This is a genomic window from Sorangium sp. So ce836, assembly GCF_028553905.1.
GTDB lineage: Bacteria > Myxococcota_A > Polyangia > Polyangiales > Polyangiaceae > Sorangium > Sorangium cellulosum_D.
Map to the genome: position 1 here is coordinate 2,197,262 of NZ_CP102233.1, position 18,058 is coordinate 2,215,319.

Here is an 18,058-nt window from a genome sequence, read left to right on the forward strand (position 1 = left end):
CCCGCGCCCTCCCGAGGCTCAACCTCGGTCGGGTCGGCCGGCGGCCGCGACGCCGCCCGTCAGAAGAGCCCCACGGAGAAGTGGAGGGCGCCGCCGATCTCGTCGAGCTCTTCGCGCGGGGCCAGGTTGAAGCCGTAATCGAAGGCCAGGGGGCCGATGGGCGTGTTCACCCGCAGGCCGGCGCCGAGCCCGTAGCGGAGCCGCCGCGGGTCGAGGTTCACGTTCCTCGCCTGGATCCAGAGGTTGCCCGCGTCGAGGAAGAGCCCGAGCTGGAGCAGATCGGTCAGCGGAATGCGCAGCTCGGCGCGCGGATTCACCATCACCGTTCCGCCGCGGGGGATATCGTCGGTCGAGACCTCGGCGTTCGGGCCGAGCGCCTTCCTCGCCTCCTTGAGCCCGTCCTCGGGGTACAGCGACTCGGCCAGGTGGGAGCGGAGCGAGTCGACGCCGCCCATGAAGAACAGGCGGTCCGGGTACGTCCCGCTCTGGGCGACGAGCGGCTGGATGTACCCTCCGGACAGGCTCAGCGCGAGGGTGAGCCGCGACCGGGGCGCGAGGGGGATGTAGCCCGAAACGCGGCCCGTGAACCGCAAGAAATGGCTCTCGGGGAAGCTCGATTGGGCCCTCGCCGAGGCGAACGCGTCGAACGCGTCGACGTGCTCGACGCCGCCGGAGAGGAGGAATCCCCGGGTCGCGGCGAAGGGGGTGTCGCGCGTGTCCCAGGACGCGTCGATCCGCTGCGCCAGGGCGATCGTGCGGCCCTCGGGCATGCGCAGCTGATCGAGGATGTCCCGCTTGTCGGTGCCCACGGCGCCCGGGAAGAAGCCGACGTCGTTGAGCTCGGTCGAGACGGCGAGCTGCGTCGTGATGGCGCGCCGCGGGCGGTAGGTGAGCGCGGGGATGAGCGCCTGCTTCGTGAAGCCGAAGTCGAGCTGGTTGTCGCGCACGTCGATGCCCGACAGGGACAGGCTGACGAGCGGGCCGAGGCCGATGTCCGGGAGCGTGACCGAGATCGTGTTGCGGCGCTCCAGCTGATCGTCGTCGTCGAGCTCGTGGTAGTGACGCTGCGCCGCCGGGTCCACGACCATGAACTCGAACAGGTAGCTGAGCTGGACGCGCATCGTGAGGCCGATGGCGAGGCCGCCGATGTTGCGGTGTCCGTACTCGAAGGCGAAGCGCACGCCCTCGCCGGTCGAGAACCCGATCTGCGGGTTCAGGTACTGCGGCAGCTGCTCGACCACGTGGATGATGACCCGCTTGTTCTTCTGCGGGACCTCCGGGTCCTCCAGCGAGATGGACACGCTGGAGAAGGGGCCGAGCGTGGCGATGCGCTCCTCGCTCAGGCGCGCCTGCGACTGCCGGAACGGCGCGCCCTCGCGGAGCAGCACGCGGCGGAGGATCAGCTGCTCGTCGGTCCGGACGGCGCCCTTGACGACGATGCCGGTGACCATCACCCGATCCCGCTCCGACACGATGAACCGCGCGCGGGCGCGCGTGCGGTCGGGCGAGGGCTCGATGGCCGTGCGGACCTCGGCGAACGCGTACCCGAGGTCGCGGTAGACATCGAGGATGCGCAGCCGCGCGGCGTCGAGGTCGAGCGTCGAGAGCGGCTGGCCGACCTTCAGGTCCGCGACCTGGCCGAGCCAGCGCTCGCTGAACGGCCTCTCCTCGGCGCAGAAATTCCGGTCCCGCTCGCTCAGGCCGGCCTGGCCGCAGAAGCCCTTGTTCCCCTCGAAGGCGAGATCGTAGAGCCGCGTCTGCGGACCGGGGTGGACCGGGATGCGGAGCGTCACCTCGGGGGCGCACGCGATGTGCCGCGCCGGGTCGGGCCGGCAGGTGAGGGCGGCGGGGACGGGCGGCTCGGGGACGGGGAGGCCCAGCGCGTCGGTGCGGCACTGGGCCGTGACGCGCTCGGTGACCGGCTCGGGGATGCAGGCGCCCGGCGGAGAGCGGCGCGAGCAGGTGGCGCGGAGCACCGAGACCGGACCGACGACGGCGTTCAGGTAGCCCTTGCTGAAGTAGAGGTCGCGCAGGTGCTTGAGGGCGCGCTCGTAGGTCTCCTGCGCGTACGTCATCGCCGGGATGAGCTCGACCGGCTTGGCCCGGCCGCCGGCGCCGCGGGTCGGGCCGAACAGGTCCGAGATGCCGCGCGGGTCGGGCATCGAGAAGGCGTCGGCGCCGGGCAGGTCCTCCTCGAGGAAGCTCTCGATCTCGCGGCCGAGGTCGTCCGGGCTGAGGTCGCCGGTGAGGCAGGGGAAGACGCGCTTCGTGACGCGCACCTGCTCGTGCTCGCGGATGGTGAAGGTCAGGTGGCGGACCGGATCCTCCGGCTTGCCGCCGAGCGACGGGGTGACCTTGGCGTCGAGGAAGCCGCGGGCGACGTAGAACGCGGTGAGCCGGTCGGCGAGATCGTCCGGCTTCGTCTCGGTGGTCTCGCCGAGGCCGAGCGCGTCCTCGAGGGCGTCGTCGTCGAAGGCGCGGTTGCCGTCGAAGGCGGGGACGATGCGCGCGCCCGGGTCGAGGTAGACGTAGAGGTAGTTGTTCGGGCCGACCGCGAGGACGCGGTGGGAGACCTCGGCGTCATGGAAGCCGCTCCGGCGGAGGAGCTCGGCCATCTCGCGGTCGGCCTCGGCGAGGGCGGGCTCGTCGACGCGGGCGCCGACGCCGAGGCGGTAGCTGTCCTTGAGCGCGCCGAGCTCCCGGCCCGCGCGCGGGTCGACGACGAAGACGCGCTGGGAGACGACGCGCGGGGCGCCGGCCTCGATGTCGAGGGCGAGGACGATCTGCGACCGATCGTCGGTGTCGACCGCGCGGACCGTGACCGCGGCCGCGGGGTAGCCGTGCTGCGCGTAGAACGCGCGGATGCGGGGGCCGATCTCGGCGAGGGCGGCGGCGGTGATCTCGCCGTTCTCGGCGATGCTGGCGGCCTCGAGGGTGTCCTGCCGATCGAGCGCGCCGCCGGTGATCTGGATGGTCGCGATGAGCCGGCGCGGGACGACGGTGATCCGGAGCGCGGCGCCGTCCGGCAGGAGGTAGGCGTCGGCCGACGCGCGGGCGAAGTTGCCGGAGGCGAGCAGCTCGCGCATCGCGCGGCGTGCGGCGTCGGGGCTGAGCGGCTCACCGAGCTCGACGCTGGTGACCGGCGAGACGATCACCCAGCGGTCGCCCAGCGCGGCGACGTCGATGCGGACGATCGGCTTGCCGACGAGCTCTCCGAGGGCGACCGGCTGCTGGAGCGACGGCACGTCGGTGGCCTCGGTGCCGGCGTCGCCCGGAGGCCCGGCGCGCTCCGCGGGGCTGGCCTGACCCGGGTTGACCTGACCCGGGTTGGGGTTCGGCTGGGCCGGGTTGACCTGACCGGGGTTGGGGTTGCTGACCTGACCGGGGTTGGGTTTCGGGTTGACCTGACCCGGGTTGGGGTTGCTGACCTGACCGGGGTTGGGGCTCGGGTTGACCTGACCGGGGTTGGGGTTGCTGACCCGACCCGGGTTGGGGCTCGGGTTGACCTGACCGGGGTTGGGGTTGCTGACCCGACCCGGGTTGAGGTTGGGGTTGACCCGACCCGGGTTGACCTGAACCTGGTTCGAGCTGCCGGCGTCCTCCTCGTCAGCCTGGGCCACGCGCACGGGCGCCTCGTCGGCGCGCGCGGGGACGGCGAGCACACCGAGCGGCAAGAGGCCGAGCGCCAGGGGAATGAGGACGGAGCGGAAGCGAGCCATCAGGCGCGGAGCGCCGGGGCACGAAAACGAAATGAACCGGCGCCGGCGTGCACGAGGAGCGCAGCGTAGCCCGGTTGGGCCGCGTTTTGGCAAGAGGCCGCCCGCGCGGAGACCTCGCCGCCGCGCCCCGCGCCGCCGCGGCGCGCCCGCCCCCATCCGCCCGTCGCCGCGCCCCGTTCGCGCCCCAACACGGGACGCGCGAGCTCCAGCGCCCCGGAGGCCCAGGCCCGACCCGATCGACGCCTCGATGCGCCGATGTGCGAGACGCGGGGCTCTCGGCGGGCGGACCTCGTGCTAGCGTCGCCGCCCGTGCGAGGCACCGGATGAAGGACCTGGCGATGCTTGTCGGCGCCGTGGCGCACGACCTCAAGGTGGTGACGCTGTGGGAGAGCCTGCGCGAGCACTTCCGAGAACATGGAATCCTGATTGATTTCGCGCTCTTCTCTACCTACGAGCGCCAGGCGGAGGCGCTGATCCGCGGGCACATCGACGTCGCCTGGAACAGCGCCATCTCGCACGTGCGGGTGAAGCGGCACACCGAGGGCCGCTCCCGCTCGCTCGCCATGCGCGAGATCGACCGCGACTTCCACAGCAAGCTCCTCGTCCGCCGCGACGCCGCGGTCGGCGCGCTCAGCGACCTCGAGGGCAAGGTGCTCGCGGTGGGGAGCGCCGACTCCGCGCACGCGCGCATCCTGCCGCTCCACTTCCTCCGGCAGGCGGGGGTGGCCGTCGACAAGATCCAGCTCATGCCGTTCGAGGTGGACCTCGGCAAGCACGGGGACACCGCGACGAGCGAGGTCCAGGCGCTCGCGGCGCTGCACGAGGGCAAGGCGCAGGCGGCCGCGGTCGGCGACGCGGTGTGGCTGGCCGAGCAGGCGAGCGGCCACATCGATCTCCGCCGGGTCGACGTCCTCTGGACGACGCCGGCCTACGACTTCGCCATGTTCGACGCGCTGCCGGCGCTGCCCGAGGCGAAGGCCGAGGCGTTCCAGCGCGCGCTGCTCAGCATGACCTGGAAGAACCCGAAGCACCGGCGCATCTTCGAGCTCATGGGCCACAAGCAGTGGGTGTCCGGCCGCGACGACCGCTACGGCGCCCTCGACGCGGCGCTCGCCGCGCCCGCCTGACGGCCGCCGCCCGGACGTCACTCGAACTCGAGCCGCCACCGGAGGTCGGCGCCCACGTTGCCGAGCGGCGAGCTCGTGGCGTCGTTCGCGTTGTCGTACGACCCCTGCACGCTCATCCGGTCGCTGAGCTTCACCTCGACGCCCGCGCGCACCTGGCTGCCCTGCGAGAGCCCCGTCGTGACGTTGGCCCGCACCGCGTCCGTGATGCGCTTGCCCAGCGTCACCGTCGGCTCCGGCGCGCCGTTCTTGGACGAGTAGCCCGTGCCGAAGCGGAACTCGTCGATGATGGGGACGATCGTCTTCACCGCCTTGTCCGCGCCGGTCAGCGACGAGAGCGCCTCGAGGCCCATCGTCTCGCCGAGCGACGACACCACCCCCTGGTTGAGCTCGGCGCGCGTCATCCCGAGCGTCAGGAGCAGGACGATGTCCTCCTGGCTGAGCGGCGGATCGCTCGTCAGGTTGAGCTGCAGGTTGTCGGCGTCGCCCTGCGCGTGCAGCTTGATGCGCCAGTGCCCGCTCGCGTTCGCGCCGGCGCCGATGCCCGCGCTCGCGGCCGACGGCGCCTCCGCGCCGGAGTCCGCCGCGGAGCTGCTCATCGCCGTGTAGCGGCGGTACTCGCTCTCGGCGCGCACGTCGACCTTCGGGGCGATGCGGAACGGGTCGTCGAAGCGGACGTAGCCCTCCCGCACGTTGAACTCGGTGCTCCGCAGCATCAGCTTCGAGTCGGGCAGGATGCGCAGCGACCCGCGCGCGCCGAAGCGCTGGTTCGTGCCCGAGAGCTCGAGCCCCGTGGGCGAGACCTCGAGCCGCATGTCCGCGAGATCGTTCGAGAAGTGGAGCGGGTTCGGCGACAGCACGACCACGTTGAACCGGACCGCGTCGGCCGCGGGGTCGTAGGTCTGCACCGTCGTCCGCTGGCGGCCCGTGAGGTCGCCGAGGTCCATGCTCATCAGGATCGGGCGCGTGTAGTTGAACGACGTGAGCGTGATCTTGCCCTCGACGTGCGGGAGGTTCTTCTCGCCCGACGCGTCGTCCTCGACGCCGGGCTGGAAGCGCGCCACGAGGTTCGCGTTCGCGGTGAGGTTCACCCCGTCCGCGACCGGCAGCTTCACGCCGGTCGCCACGATCGAGGCCGTCGCCATGCCGAGGTTCAGGCCCCGCACCGGCATGTTCCCGACCGCGCTCACCGTGCCCGTGCCGACCCGCGCGGTCGCCCGCGTGAGGCGCACCAGATCGTCGTCGATCGCGATCTCCACGTCGATGTCGTCGAGCGACACCGGCAGCCCCACGACGTCGAGCTCTCCCTCCTTGAGCGTCGCCGAGCCCGCGTAGCGCAGCCCCTGGAGGGGCCCCGTGATCCGGACGTCGGCCTGCACCGTCCCCCGCGCGTGCCGGATCTGCGGGATGTCGGCGCTGAGCCGCGCCAGCTTCGTCGGGCTGACCCGGATCGCGACGTCGAGGTCCGGCGCGGTGAACACCCGCTTCACCTCGCCGGACGCGGTGAACGCGGCCGACAGGCGCGAGGCGGTGTGCGCCTCCATGTGGAGCTCCGGCACCGTGAGCGCGTTGCCCGCGAGGCGGATCGGCCCGCTCGGGGCCGTGAGGTGCACCCCCTGGCCCTCCCGCTCGAGCTTCAGCGCGCCCACCGTCAGCGTGAGCGCCGCCTGCTTCGGATCCGCGAGCGGGAGCCGCTCGATGTCGAGCGACGCGGTCAGCGTCCCCTTCGGCGTCGCCGCCGAGAACGCGACGCCCGGGATCAGGTTCGCGAGCGTGCCGAGGTCGAGCGCGTCCATGCGCACCCTGCCGTCCACGATCTTGCGCTGCTGGCGCGTGACGCGGACCCCCTCCAGCGCGACCTGCCCGCCGAAGAGCGAGCCGTTCGCGACGAAGGAGCCGTCGGGCAGGTCGCGCTCGAACTCCGCCGGGTCGAACGGCGCGCCGACCGGGTTGCCGCAGATCGGCGTCCTGCCGAGAACCTTGGGCGGCTTGTCCTGGGGCACGATCGTGAGCTCGACGCGCGACGGCGGCAGGCTCGCGTGCGAGCGCCGGATGCCGATGCGCGAGACGTGGACGTCCGCGAAGCCGGCCATCCTGCTCACGGTGCCGCCCAGGCTGGCGACGAGCGACACCGAGCCGTCGAACAGCGACCCCGCCGGCCCGAGCGCGTCGATGCGCGTGAGCGGGAGGCCGCTCGCGATGACGCTCCCCTTCAGCGCGCCGCCGTGCGCGACGGACACGCTCGCCAGCACCGAGCCCGTGCCCTTGCGCAGCGACGCCGAGCGGACGTCGAGCCGCATCCCGTCGCCGCCGGCGGCCTGATCGTCCCAGATCAGGTTGAGGTCGACCTCGCCCTCGTCGAAGCGCTCCTCGAGCAGCTCGATGCCGCTGAGCCGCATCCCGGCGCTCACGGCGAGGTAGCCGCCGCCGCAGCGGTCCTCGCGGCCGCCGAGCGCGAAGTGGGCCCGCGCCGTCCCGCTCGCGGTCGCCTTGTAGGCCGCGAACCGCGGATCCTTGTCGAGGCGGAGCATCTCGAGGAGATCGCGCGCGCCGAGGTGCGGCGCCTCGCGCGTGTCCACGGCCGCGTCCACGACCACGATCCCCGACGAGCTGTCGAGCGGGCGGCCCTTCGGCAGGTTGCCCGCCGGGTCGAAGTCGACCTTGAGCGACGGGACCCGCACGCGGCTCGCCCCGTGCCGCACCCGCGCGTTCTCGAGCGTCACGGCGAGCGGCTCGAACGAGACCGGCGACGGCTCGAGGTCGCCGACGGGGAACCCGGCGAACACGAACTTCTCGATGCCGACCTCGCCCTTGAGCTTCGGGTGCGCGTAGGAGCCGTGCATCGAGGCGCTCAGCGACGCGACGCCGGCGAGCTCGAGCGCGGCGAGCGGCGAGACCTCGGCGAGATCCACGCGCGAGCCCGGGTGGACCTCGACCCCGAGCTGGTCGTTGAAGCCGAGCGAGACGGTGGCCCGGAGGTGCGAGCTCGGCGTGTCGACCGAGAAGCCGGAGAGCACGACGGCGTTCGGCCGCACCTGGAACGAGCCGCGGACCGCGCCCTCCTTCACGCCCATCAGGCGCTGGCGGGCCGGGTCCTTGGTCGGGCGATCGAAGATGTCGAAGCCGCGCGTCTGCACGGCGAGCGGGCCCTCGAGGGAGAGCGGGACCAGCGTGCCGCCGAAGCGATCGAACCGGCCCTCGCGCAGCGTCCAGGCGACGTGCGCCTGCGGGTGCACGCCGAGGTCCCGCAGCAGGCCGGGCAGCTCGATGTCGGCGAGGTCGATCGGCCCCGCCTGGAGCGGCATGCCCTTCTCGAACGGCTTGATCTCCGCGCTGGAGATCTTCAGCGTGCCGTCGGCCCAGGCCACGTCGGCGTCGGAGAGCTGCACGGCGTCGGGCGTGGTCGAGAGCTTGCCCGAGAGGCGCGTCACGAAGACCCGGCCGTCGAGGCCCGGCTGGTCGAGCGCGAGCGTCCCCTTCACGCGCGGCAGCGCGAGGCCGAGCGGCGCGGCCGCCGCGTCGTACTCGGCGTCGACGTCGATCGCGACCGAGCCGGACGCGGGCGGCAGGCTGACGAAGCGGTGCACGATCGGCACCGGCAGGCGCGCCCGCACGCGGCCCTCGATCCGGTGGGGCATGCCGCCGCCGAGGCCGACGGCGCGGAGGGCGCCGAGCTCGAGCTCCACCCGGCGCCAGTCGCCGCCCTGGAGATCGCACGGCGGCGCGGTGCCGGGATCCGGATCGAAGTCGGCGGCGCCCTCCAGGATGAGCCGGCGGACGAGCGCGCGGTCCGGCTCGACGCTGATGCGCGTGTCGAAGCGGCAGATCACGTCCTCGTCGACGCTGTCCTCCTCGGCCTCGCGGCCGGGAGCGGGGTGCGTGTGCACGACCGAGGCGAGGCCGGAGCGCATCGCGATCTCGAACACGTCGGACGGCTCGGCGGAGACGTCGACGTCGACCTCGCGGGCCTGGACGCGGACGTTGTCGATGGTCAGGTCGATCCGCGCGTCGGTGATGGCCACCGAGGAGAGCGGCGCGCGGTCGAGCCCGCCGCCGCTGCTGCTCTTGCCGGTCTCGGGGAGCTTGAAGTTGCGGAGCTCCCCGTCCTTCACGACGGCGCGGACGCGCGGCCCGATGATCTCGACGTCGCCCGCGTCGATGCGCCCCGCGAGCAGCGAGAACAGGCGCGGGCGGATCGCCACGCGCTCCAGCTCGAGGAACGGCGCGCCGCCGTCCGAGGAGTCGACCACGAGGCGGTTCAGGCCGACCATGAGCGGCCACGCCTGGACGCGCACGTCGTAGCGGGCCGTGATGCCGAGCTTGCTCTCCAGCAGCGCGGCCGTCTCGGCCGCCGCCCAGGCCCGCACCGTCTCGGTGCGCACGAGGAAGCCGACCGCGAGCGGGACCGCCCCGATCACCGCGAACACGACGCACAGCACGCGCACGGCGAGGCGCCCCCAGTCCCGGCGGGCTCTCGGCGGGGAGCCCTTTCTCCTCGTGCCGTGCATCGGGGCGCAGCTTAGCTGATGCGCGGTGGAACGCTTACGTGGGCGGGGTGATCCTGTATGCGGAAAAGATTGGCGCGTGGTCGCTCGCGTCCTCGATCGACGGCCCGTGGGGGATCCGGATCGAGCGCGGGTCGAGCATCGGCCAGAGCAGCGGGTTGACCATCTGGTGGTCGATGAGCTCTAGCTGTCCGCGGAAGTCATACGTCCACTGGTCCGCGGGCCGCGCCGCGGCCGCGACGTCCTCGAACGCGCCCGGGCCGGCGCCGGCGACGGCCTCGACCGGGGGGGAGCCGGGCACGTCGTTGAAGTCGCCGAGCACGGCGATCACGGCGGTCGGGCGCTCCGCGGCGAGCGCGTCGGCGATGGCGCGGGTGTGCTGCGCCTCGGCGAGGCGCCGGTCGGGGTCGTCGGGCGCCGACTTGGCCTTGAAGTGGACCCCCAGCAGGATGACCTCCCGGCCGCCCCGGGTGAGGTGGAGCTCGAGGCAGTCGCGGGCGAACGTGTACACAGGCCCCGATGTCCCGCGCAGCGTGAAGCGGTCGTCCCGGTGCGAGACGACCTTGTCGAAGGGGATCTTCGAGAGCGCGCCGACGTCGATCCCGCGCGGATCGTACGCCTCGACAAGCGCGGCATGGGGGTACGCCCCGCCGAGCTCGATGCGGTTCAGGTCCTTGAGGACGCTGAGGTGCTCGACCTCCTGGAGCACCGCCACGTCGGGATCGAGCTCCTCGATTACCGCCGCGATCGCCTCGCGCTTCTCGCGATACTCCGCGGCGCTGAGCACGATCTCGCCGCCGCCCTCGGTGTCCTCCCGATCGTTGAAGAAATCCTTTGTGTTCCACGTGACGATCGAGAGCGGCGCGGCCTCCGGCGGCGGGTCGACCGGCCCGGCGTCGCCGTCCGAGCCGCCGGCGCCGTGGCCGCCCGAGCCGCCGACGCCGTGGCCGCCCGAGCCGCCGACGCCGCTCGCGCCCCCGCTGCCGGCGCCGCCCTCTCCCGCGGCCCCGCCACCGCCCGCGTGCGACGCGGACGCCGTGAACGGCGAGCGGATCTCGGCGGCGTCCCGGCAGCCGGCCACGGCCGTCGTCGCGACCGCGGCGGCCACGCCGAGCCATGCGCACCACGCGCGAAGGGGGCTCCGGACCATGCGGGGAAAGAGCTAGTGCGGGCGCCCGCGTCACGCCAGCTCGGAACCGTGCTCCGAGGGTGGTGCGCCGCGGGCGGCCGTGCGCTGCGGCACGTCAGCTCGCGGTGAGCTTGCGGTAGCGGATCTTGCGGGGCTCGGCGGCGTCGGCGCCGAGGCGGCGCTTCAGGTCGGCCTCGTAGTCGGCGTAGTTGCCCTCGAACCAGACGACCTTGCTGTCGCCCTCGAAGGCGAGGATGTGGGTCGCGATCCGGTCGAGGAACCAGCGATCGTGGCTGATGACCACGGCGCAGCCGGCGAAGTTGAGCAGCGCCTCCTCGAGCGAGCGGAGCGTGTCGACGTCGAGGTCGTTCGTGGGCTCGTCGAGCAGGAGGACGTTGCCGCCGCGGCGGAGGAGCTTGGCGAGGTGGAGGCGGTTGCGCTCGCCGCCGGACAGGTCGCGGACCTTCTTCTGCTGGTCGCTGCCGGCGAAGTTGAAGCTCGCGACGTAGGCGCGCGAGTTGACCTCGCGCTTGCCGACGACCAGGCGGTCCTCGCCGCCGGAGATCTCCTGCCAGACGCTGTTGGTCGGGTTGAGGGCGTCGCGCGACTGGTCGACGTACGCGAGCTCCACGGTCTCGCCGATCCGGAGCGCGCCGCCGTCGGGCTGCTCCAGGCCCATGATCATGCGGAAGAGCGTGGTCTTGCCGGCGCCGTTCGGGCCGATCACGCCGACGATGCCGCCGCGCGGGAGCGAGAAGGTGAGGTCGTCGATGAGGACGCGATCGCCGAAGCCCTTGCGGAGGTGGTCGGCCTCGACGACCACGTTCCCGAGGCGCTTGCCGGCGGGGATGGCGATCTCGTTCTCCTCGACCTTCTTCGACTTGTCCTCGGCGAGGAGCGACTCGTAGGCGGCGAGGCGGGCCTTGCTCTTGGCCTGGCGGGCGCGCGGGGCCATGCGCACCCACTCGAGCTCGCGCTCGAGGGTGCGCTTGCGCGCGCTCTCCTGCTTCTGCTCGAGCTCGAGGCGCTTCTTCTTCTGCTCGAGCCAGCCGGTGTAATTGCCCTCGTACGGGATGCCGGCGCCGCGGTCGAGCTCGAGGATCCAGCCCGCGACGTTGTCGAGGAAGTACCGGTCGTGGGTGACGGCGACGACGGTGCCGGGGTACTCGTGGAGGAAGCGCTCGAGCCAGGCGACGCTCTCGGCGTCGAGGTGGTTTGTCGGCTCGTCGAGGAGCAGGATGTCCGGCTTCTCGAGGAGGAGCCTGCAGAGGGCGACGCGCCGGCGCTCGCCGCCGGAGAGCTTCGTGACGTCGGCGTCGGGCGGGGGCAGCCGGAGGGCGTCCATGGCGCGCTCGACGACGCGGTCGATCTCCCAGCCGTTCGCGGCCTCGATCTTGTCCTGGAGCGCGGCGTACTCCTCGAGGAGCGCCTCCATGTCGGGGGGCGACTCGCCGAGCTTGGCGCCGATTTCCTCAAATCGCTGGACGAGGGAGCGCACGTCGTGGACGGCCATCTCGACGTGCTCTTGCACGGTCTTGCCGGCCTCGAGCTGCGGCTCTTGGGCGAGGTAGCCGATGCGGATGCCGTCGGCGGGCTTGGCCTCGCCGAGGTACTCCTTGTCGACGCCGGCCATGATGCGGAGCAGGGTGCTCTTGCCGGCGCCGTTCGCGCCGAGGACGCCGATCTTCGCGCCCGGGTAGAAGGAGAGCCACAGGCCCTTGAGCACCTCCTTGTTCGGGGGGTGCACCTTCCGGACATCCTGCATCGTGAAGATGAATTGAGGCGCCACGGTATCTCCTGCGTGTGCGAGCCCGGCGGGCAGACGGGAGCGGGGAAGGGCGAGCGCCGGGTCGACCGCGCGTCGACCGAGCGGGCTCCGGCCGCGTTCGGGATCGGGGAGACCCGCGTATGCGAGATTGCCGGCTGTCGGTCAAGAGGCGTCGACGGCGGGCGTCGGGGGCGGCGCTGGCGGGGCGGCGATCGCCGCTCGGCTCATACCGGGCGGCCTCTGCGGCCGAACGCTTGCCGCAGGACGGCGAGGTCGTCCCGGCCGACCTCGCGCGTGGCGACGAGGAGGGCGAGGTAGACGAGGGCGACGGCGATCGCCTCGCCGAGCACGGCGATCTTGCCGAGCCACGGCAGCCGCGCGCCGACGGCGATCGCGGCGGCGAGCGCGAGGCCCACGCGGAGCGCCGTCGCCGCGGGGACGAAGCCGCCGGCGGCGCGGTGGAGCAGGGCGCCGGCGATGACCGCGGCGGTGGCGAGGGCGAGCGAGGTGGCGGTCGCGGAGCTCACGAGCATGTCGGGGCCGAAGGCGGCGCGGGGGACGGAGATGGAGCAGCCGACGGCGACGAGGAGGACCGTGGCGGCGGTGAGCGCGGCGGCGGTGCGCTCGCGGTGGAGGCTCGTGAGCGCGGCCGAGGCGACGCCGAGGATGGCGAAGGCGCCCATGCCGAGGGAGAGGACGCGGAGCGTGTCGCCGCCGCGGCTCCAGATCTCGACGGGGAAGGCGAAGCGCAGCACGTGGGGCGCGAGGCCCGAGATGGGGGCGACGAGGAGGCCGGTGAGCAGGAAGGAGAGGCGGACGCCGGTCATGGCGTAGCGGCGGACCGCGGCGCGATCGTTCTCGGCGTGGGCGCGGGCGAGCATGGGGAAGAGGATGAAGGTGACGGAGAGGAGCAGCTGGTAGGGGAGGAACGCGAACAGCTGCGCGCCGCGGTAGACGCCGATGAGGTCGTCGGCGGCCCTGGCGCCGAGGGCGAGGCCGCTCGTGGCCTGGCCGAGGAAGCGGCGCAGGAGGAAGAAGTCGGTCTGGAGCAGGAGGTTCAGGAAGGTCTGCGAGACGGCGAGGGGCAGGAGGAAGACGAGGTGCTCGCGGATCGAGGGGCCGGCGTTGCCGGCGCGGCCGAAGCCGGTCTTGAGGGCGGCGAGGGGGACGATGATGGCGGCGGCGGCGACGAAGCCGGCGATGGCGCCGAGGACGCCGCTGTGGCCGGCGCGGAGGAAGAGGAGGGCGCCGGCGGCGATGCTGGCGGTGCGGAGCGCGCCGTAGCCGACGTCGAAGCCGGCCTGGGTGAGGAACCGCCGCTGGCCGTTGAGGGCGCCGACGAGCGGGGCGTAGAGGCCGTAGAGGAGGACGACGAGGGCGGCGAGGCGGAGCGGGCCGGCGACGTGCGGGGCCTCGGAGAAGTCGGCGATGGCGCCGGCGAGGAGCGCGAAGGCCGAGGAGACGGCGACGGCGAGGACGGCGTGGAGGGCGAGGGTGCGGCGGAAGGCCTCGGCGGCGTCGCGGTCGGCGACGCTGGAGACGGCGCGGGAGACGCCCTGGATGCCGGTGGCTACGATGACGTTGTTGACGACGCCGACGCCGGCGAAGACGACGGAGACGGCGCCGTAGCCGTCGGTGCCGAGCAGGCGGGGGAGGATGAGCTGCTGGACGAAGCCGAAGACGATGAAGGAGACCTTGGCGCCGGCGATGGCGAGGCCGCCGCGGCCGGCGGAGCGGGCGGCGGAGGGGACGGGAGAGGGCGCGGCGGGGGACGGGGCGGCCTGCGCGGGGGCCGGAGGGGCCTGCGAGGGGGCGGAGGCTTCGGGCGGCGGGAGGGGCTCGGCGGCGCGCGACACGGCGCGGTTCTCGCAGAAGCACGCCAGGCGGGCAATCTCGCGGGAGCGGGCGAGGGGGAAGGCGAAGCGCGGGGCAGGAGAGGAGGGGAGGGAGCGGGCGAGCTCACGCGCGTGTCACCAAAGTGAAGCGCGGTGCGGATTCGCTTGACGGGAAGGGCTGGCCGACTATTCTCGCGCCCGTCTCCGACGCATTCCAGCTTAGCTCAGTTGGTAGAGCAGGCGGCTGTTAACCGCCGGGTCGCTGGTTCGAGTCCAGCAGCTGGAGCCACTCTTCATCTCCTTGCGAACTTCGCAGCGACGCGCGGTTCACGGAGCGCACCAGGTACATGCCTCGGGGGGCTTCGTCGTTTCTCCCGCGCCCACGTTCCGCGTGACGGGCCTCGCAGGCCGCGCCGGTTCGGTGGTAGACCGTCCGGCCGATGCGGACGCTCTTCCGGCGCCCTGGGCTCTGGATCCTGATCGCGTTGCTCGCGGCCTCCACGATCGTGATGGCGGTGCGCGCGCGTGGACCCAAGGTGAGGGTCGCCGTGGCCGCTCGAAAGGAGCTCGAGCAGCGCGTCGTCGCGAGCGGACGGGTGAGGGTGCCGACGCGCGTTCAGGTCGCGGCGCAGGTCCCGGGCCTCGTCGTCGCGGTCGGCGCGATCGAGGAGCAACGCGTGAAGGCGGGCGATCTCCTCGTGCAGATCGACGACGCCGAGGCGCGCGCGGCGGCGTCGCAGGCGAAGGCCGCAGTCGACCAGGCGAACGCGCGCGTCGAGCAGCTCCGCCGCGTCGGCGCGATCGTCGCGACGGAGGCGCTTCGTCAGGCGGAGACGAACCTCGATCGTGCCGAGGTCGAGCTCGCGCGGGTGCGAGAGCTCTCGGCGTCGGGGGCGGTCGCTCAAGCCGAGCTCGACAACGCCCAGCACAGCGTCGAGCTCGCGCGCGCGCAAAAGGTCGCGGCGGAGGCGCAACGCATCGCTTCGACCCCGATGGGCGCGGACTCCCGCGTCGCGCTGACTGCGCTCCTCCAGGCGCAGGCGCAGTATGTCGGCGCGAACGTTCGCCTCGCGCAGACGCGGATCGTGGCGCATCAGGACGGCGTCGTGCTCGCGCGCTCCGTGGAGCCCGGCGACGTCGTGCAGCCGGCGCGAACGTTGATGGTGCTCGCCGCGGACGGGAGCCCGCAGCTCGTCTTCCAACCCGATGAGCGGAACCTCGCGTGGATCGCGCTGGGGCAGCAGGCGCGCGCGTCTGCGGACGCCTATCCGCAACAGGTGTTCGACGCCGAGGTGAGCTACATCGCGCCTTCCATCGATCCGCAGAGGGGCAGTGTCGAGGTGCGCCTCGCGGTGCCGAGCGCGCCAGCCTTTCTCTTGCCCGATATGACCGTCTCCATCGATCTCTCGGTCGCTCGGCGCGAGAATGCGCTCGTCGTTCCGAGCGACGCCGTGCGCGACGCGGCGACGCCGGCGCCTTGGCTGTTCGCGGTCGAGGGCGATCGACTCGTGCGCAAGGACGTGAAGCTGGGCATCCGCGGAGAGGGCGCCGTCGAGGTCATCGAGGGCCTCGACGAGGGGAGCGTCGTCGTATTGCCCGACGGACGGGTCCATGCGCCGGGCCAGCGCGTGCGCACGGAGCTCGATTGAGATGCCGTTCGAATGGTTCGTGGCGCTCCGTTACCTGCGCGACGCGAAGGGGCAGACCGCGCTGATCCTCGCGGCGGTGTCGGTGGGCGTGAGCGTGATCGTCTTCCTCTCCGCGCTCATCAACGGCCTCCAGGTGTCGCTCATCGACAAGACGCTCGGCTCGCAGCCGCACATCACGTTGCAGGTGCCGCGCGAAGCGCCGCGTCCGCTCGTCGACCCCTCGCACGATCGCGCCGTCGCGCGCTCCGTGCAGCCCGCGCCGCAGCGCCTTCGCTCCATCGACCAGTGGCCGCTCGTCATGGCCGACGCGGAGCGCACCGCCGGCGTCATCGCCGCGTCGCCGGCGATCGTGGGCGCCGGCTTCGCGGTCCGCGCCGAGGCGAAGAACGCCATCGTCGTGCGCGGCGTCGATCCCGAGCGCTTCCTCGCGATCATCGACGTCCGGAAGCGCATGCGCGCGGGCCGGTTCGACGTCGCCGGGGGCGACGCGGTCATCGGCGCCGTGCTCGCGAACGAGCTCGGCGCCGGCGTCGGCGACAAGATCCGGATCACGACCACCGAAGGGATCGACGATGTCGTCGCGATCACGGGCGTCTTCTCGCTCGGTAACGAGGCGGTCGACAAGACGTGGGTGATCACGTCGCTCCGCAGGGCGCAGACGCTCTACGCGCTCCCCGGCGGGGCGACCTCGGTCGAGCTCAAGGTCGCCGACGTGTTCGCCGCCGAGACCGTCGCGGGCGAGCTGCGCGGAAGGACGGGGCTGAAGGCGGACAGCTGGATGAAGATCAACGCCGAGCTGCTCACCGGCCTCTCGGCGCAGAGCAGCTCGAAGAGCATGATCCAGTTCTTCGTCGTCCTCGCGGTCGCGCTGGGGATCGCGAGTGTGCTCATCGTGTCGGTCGTCCAGAAGTCGCGCGAGATAGGCATCCTCCGCGCGGTCGGCACGTCGCGGGGCCGCGTTCTGCGCATCTTCCTGATCCAGGGCGCGGTCCTCGGGCTCCTCGGGTCGTTCGTCGGATCGGCGCTCGGGGCGCTCCTGTCGAAGCTCTTCGAGGGTTTCGTGCGCGGGCCCGACGGTGCCCCGAAGTTTCCCGTGCAGCTCGATCTCGAGCTCTTCGTGCTCGCGACCGCCCTCGCTATCGGCGTGGGGCTCCTCGCGGCCGTGCTCCCCGCGCGGAGCGCATCAAGGCTCGATCCGGCGTCGGCGATCCGCAATGGCTGATCCGCTGCTCGCCGTCGAAGGGGTGGTGAAGGAATACGGTCAGGCCGTCGTCATGCGCGCGCTCGATGGAGTCGATCTCCGGCTCGAGAAGGGCGAGTTCGCCGCGCTGATCGGTCCGTCCGGCTCCGGCAAGAGCACCCTGCTCAACATCATCGGCCTGCTCGATCGACCGACGCGCGGGCGCGTGGTCGTCGACGGCAAGGACACGACGGGGCTCGACGAGGCGAGCCTCACCAGGCTTCGGGCGCGGACGCTCGGCTTCGTGTTCCAGTTCCACCATCTCTTGCCGATGTTCACCGCGCTCGAGAATGTGATGCTGCCCGCCTGGGGCGACGAGGGCTTCCCTTCGTCGACCATGAAGGAGCGCGCGGCCGAGCTGCTCGGAGCGGTGGGGCTCGCCGACCGAATGGACTTCAGGGCGACCGCCCTCTCGGGCGGCCAGCAGCAACGCGTGGCCATCGCGCGCGCGCTGTCGCGCCGACCGCCGCTCGTCCTCGCCGACGAGCCGACGGGGAACCTCGACACCGAGTCGTCGGCCGAGGTCTTCGCGCTGATGCGCCGGTTCAACCGCGAGCTCGGCACGACGTTCCTCGTCGTCACCCACGATCCGCGCATCGCCGAGCAGTGCGACCGCGTGATCGAGATCGTCGACGGGCGCATCGCCAACGACCGCGCATGAGGGTCATTCAGGCGTCGCACCGGGACGCAGCCCGGCGCCTCGCGAGCCGCTCTTCGAGCGCGCGGACGAGCCGCCGCCGAGGGCTCGTTTCCGGGGGCGTTCGGCGCTCGGCGAGCACGATGTGCGAGAAAAGCCGAGAGGTTCAACAGCGAAGCTCACTTCCGGGACGGGACCGCGGAGGTTTAACCGGCCAGGGGCCCCTCATGTCAGGCCGAGGGTTTTCATCGCGGCCGTCTTCGGATCACCGAAGAAAATCGGGTCGACGTGCTGCATGATGTCGGCGCTGACGTCGAGGAAGTTCCGCTTGCTCTCGATCGGGATGAGGGCGCGCTTCGCGCCGTTGTCCTTGGCGACCTGCAGAGGCTCGGTGAGTGAGCGCAGGGGCTTGATGTTACCCTGCATGCTCATGTCCCCGTGGATGAGTAGCG

10 protein-coding genes and 1 tRNA gene are annotated in these 18,058 nt (G+C 72.4%); 5 read left to right on the top strand and 6 right to left on the bottom strand.

Annotation, left to right across the window (positions count from 1 at the left end; all coding sequences use genetic code 11):
- Window positions 1–59: 59 nt before the first annotated feature.
- Window positions 60–3,719, bottom strand: a complete 3,660-nt coding sequence (locus tag NQZ70_RS07975) for a POTRA domain-containing protein (RefSeq protein ID WP_261344339.1) — start codon at window positions 3,717–3,719, stop codon at window positions 60–62.
- Between the two features lie 323 nt (window positions 3,720–4,042).
- On the opposite strand from NQZ70_RS07975, the gene NQZ70_RS07980 reads away from it, so the two are divergent.
- The gene (locus NQZ70_RS07980) at window positions 4,043–4,846 is read left to right on the top strand and encodes a phosphate/phosphite/phosphonate ABC transporter substrate-binding protein (RefSeq protein WP_129573684.1); all 804 of its coding nucleotides are present in this window, start codon (window positions 4,043–4,045) and stop codon (window positions 4,844–4,846) included.
- 17 nt (window positions 4,847–4,863) lie between these two features.
- Here NQZ70_RS07980 and NQZ70_RS07985 read toward each other — a convergent pair whose 3' ends face one another.
- From NQZ70_RS07985 to NQZ70_RS08000, 4 genes are all read right to left on the bottom strand, one after another.
- On the bottom strand, window positions 4,864–9,351 hold the full coding sequence (locus tag NQZ70_RS07985; RefSeq protein WP_237245138.1) for a translocation/assembly module TamB domain-containing protein: 4,488 nt from the start codon (window positions 9,349–9,351) through the stop codon (window positions 4,864–4,866).
- Between the two features lie 34 nt (window positions 9,352–9,385).
- Window positions 9,386–10,498, bottom strand: coding sequence for an endonuclease/exonuclease/phosphatase family protein (locus tag NQZ70_RS07990; RefSeq protein ID WP_129573685.1), 1,113 nt, complete (start codon window positions 10,496–10,498; stop codon window positions 9,386–9,388).
- 94 nt (window positions 10,499–10,592) lie between these two features.
- Window positions 10,593–12,266 carry an energy-dependent translational throttle protein EttA gene (ettA, locus tag NQZ70_RS07995; RefSeq protein WP_129573686.1) on the bottom strand — a complete coding sequence of 558 codons (1,674 nt, stop codon included), beginning with the start codon at window positions 12,264–12,266 and terminating at the stop codon, window positions 10,593–10,595.
- A gap of 203 nt (window positions 12,267–12,469) precedes the next feature.
- Entirely contained in the window at window positions 12,470–14,101 is a 1,632-nt protein-coding gene (locus NQZ70_RS08000; protein ID WP_129573687.1) for a lipopolysaccharide biosynthesis protein, read from the bottom strand.
- Window positions 14,102–14,293: 192 nt separating this feature from the next.
- Between NQZ70_RS08000 and NQZ70_RS08005 the strand changes: the two genes are divergently transcribed.
- The 4 genes from NQZ70_RS08005 (at window position 14,294) to NQZ70_RS08020 (ending at window position 17,630) form a co-directional block, all read left to right on the top strand.
- Window positions 14,294–14,369, top strand: a tRNA-Asn gene (locus NQZ70_RS08005).
- Between the two features lie 151 nt (window positions 14,370–14,520).
- Complete coding sequence (locus NQZ70_RS08010; protein ID WP_129573688.1) at window positions 14,521–15,729, top strand: efflux RND transporter periplasmic adaptor subunit; 1,209 nt, start codon at window positions 14,521–14,523, stop codon at window positions 15,727–15,729.
- Window position 15,730: 1 nt separating this feature from the next.
- Window positions 15,731–16,951, top strand: a complete 1,221-nt coding sequence (locus NQZ70_RS08015; RefSeq protein WP_129573689.1) for an ABC transporter permease — start codon at window positions 15,731–15,733, stop codon at window positions 16,949–16,951.
- Window positions 16,944–17,630: an ABC transporter ATP-binding protein gene (locus NQZ70_RS08020; protein WP_129573690.1), complete on the top strand. Its 687-nt coding sequence runs from the start codon at window positions 16,944–16,946 to the stop codon at window positions 17,628–17,630. The genes NQZ70_RS08015 and NQZ70_RS08020 overlap by 8 nt, the downstream gene beginning before the upstream one ends.
- 201 nt (window positions 17,631–17,831) lie before the next feature.
- On the opposite strand, the gene NQZ70_RS08025 is transcribed toward NQZ70_RS08020, so the two are convergent.
- Window positions 17,832–18,038 carry a hypothetical protein gene (locus tag NQZ70_RS08025; RefSeq protein ID WP_272828082.1) on the bottom strand — a complete coding sequence of 69 codons (207 nt, stop codon included), beginning with the start codon at window positions 18,036–18,038 and terminating at the stop codon, window positions 17,832–17,834.
- Window positions 18,039–18,058: the final 20 nt, after the last annotated feature.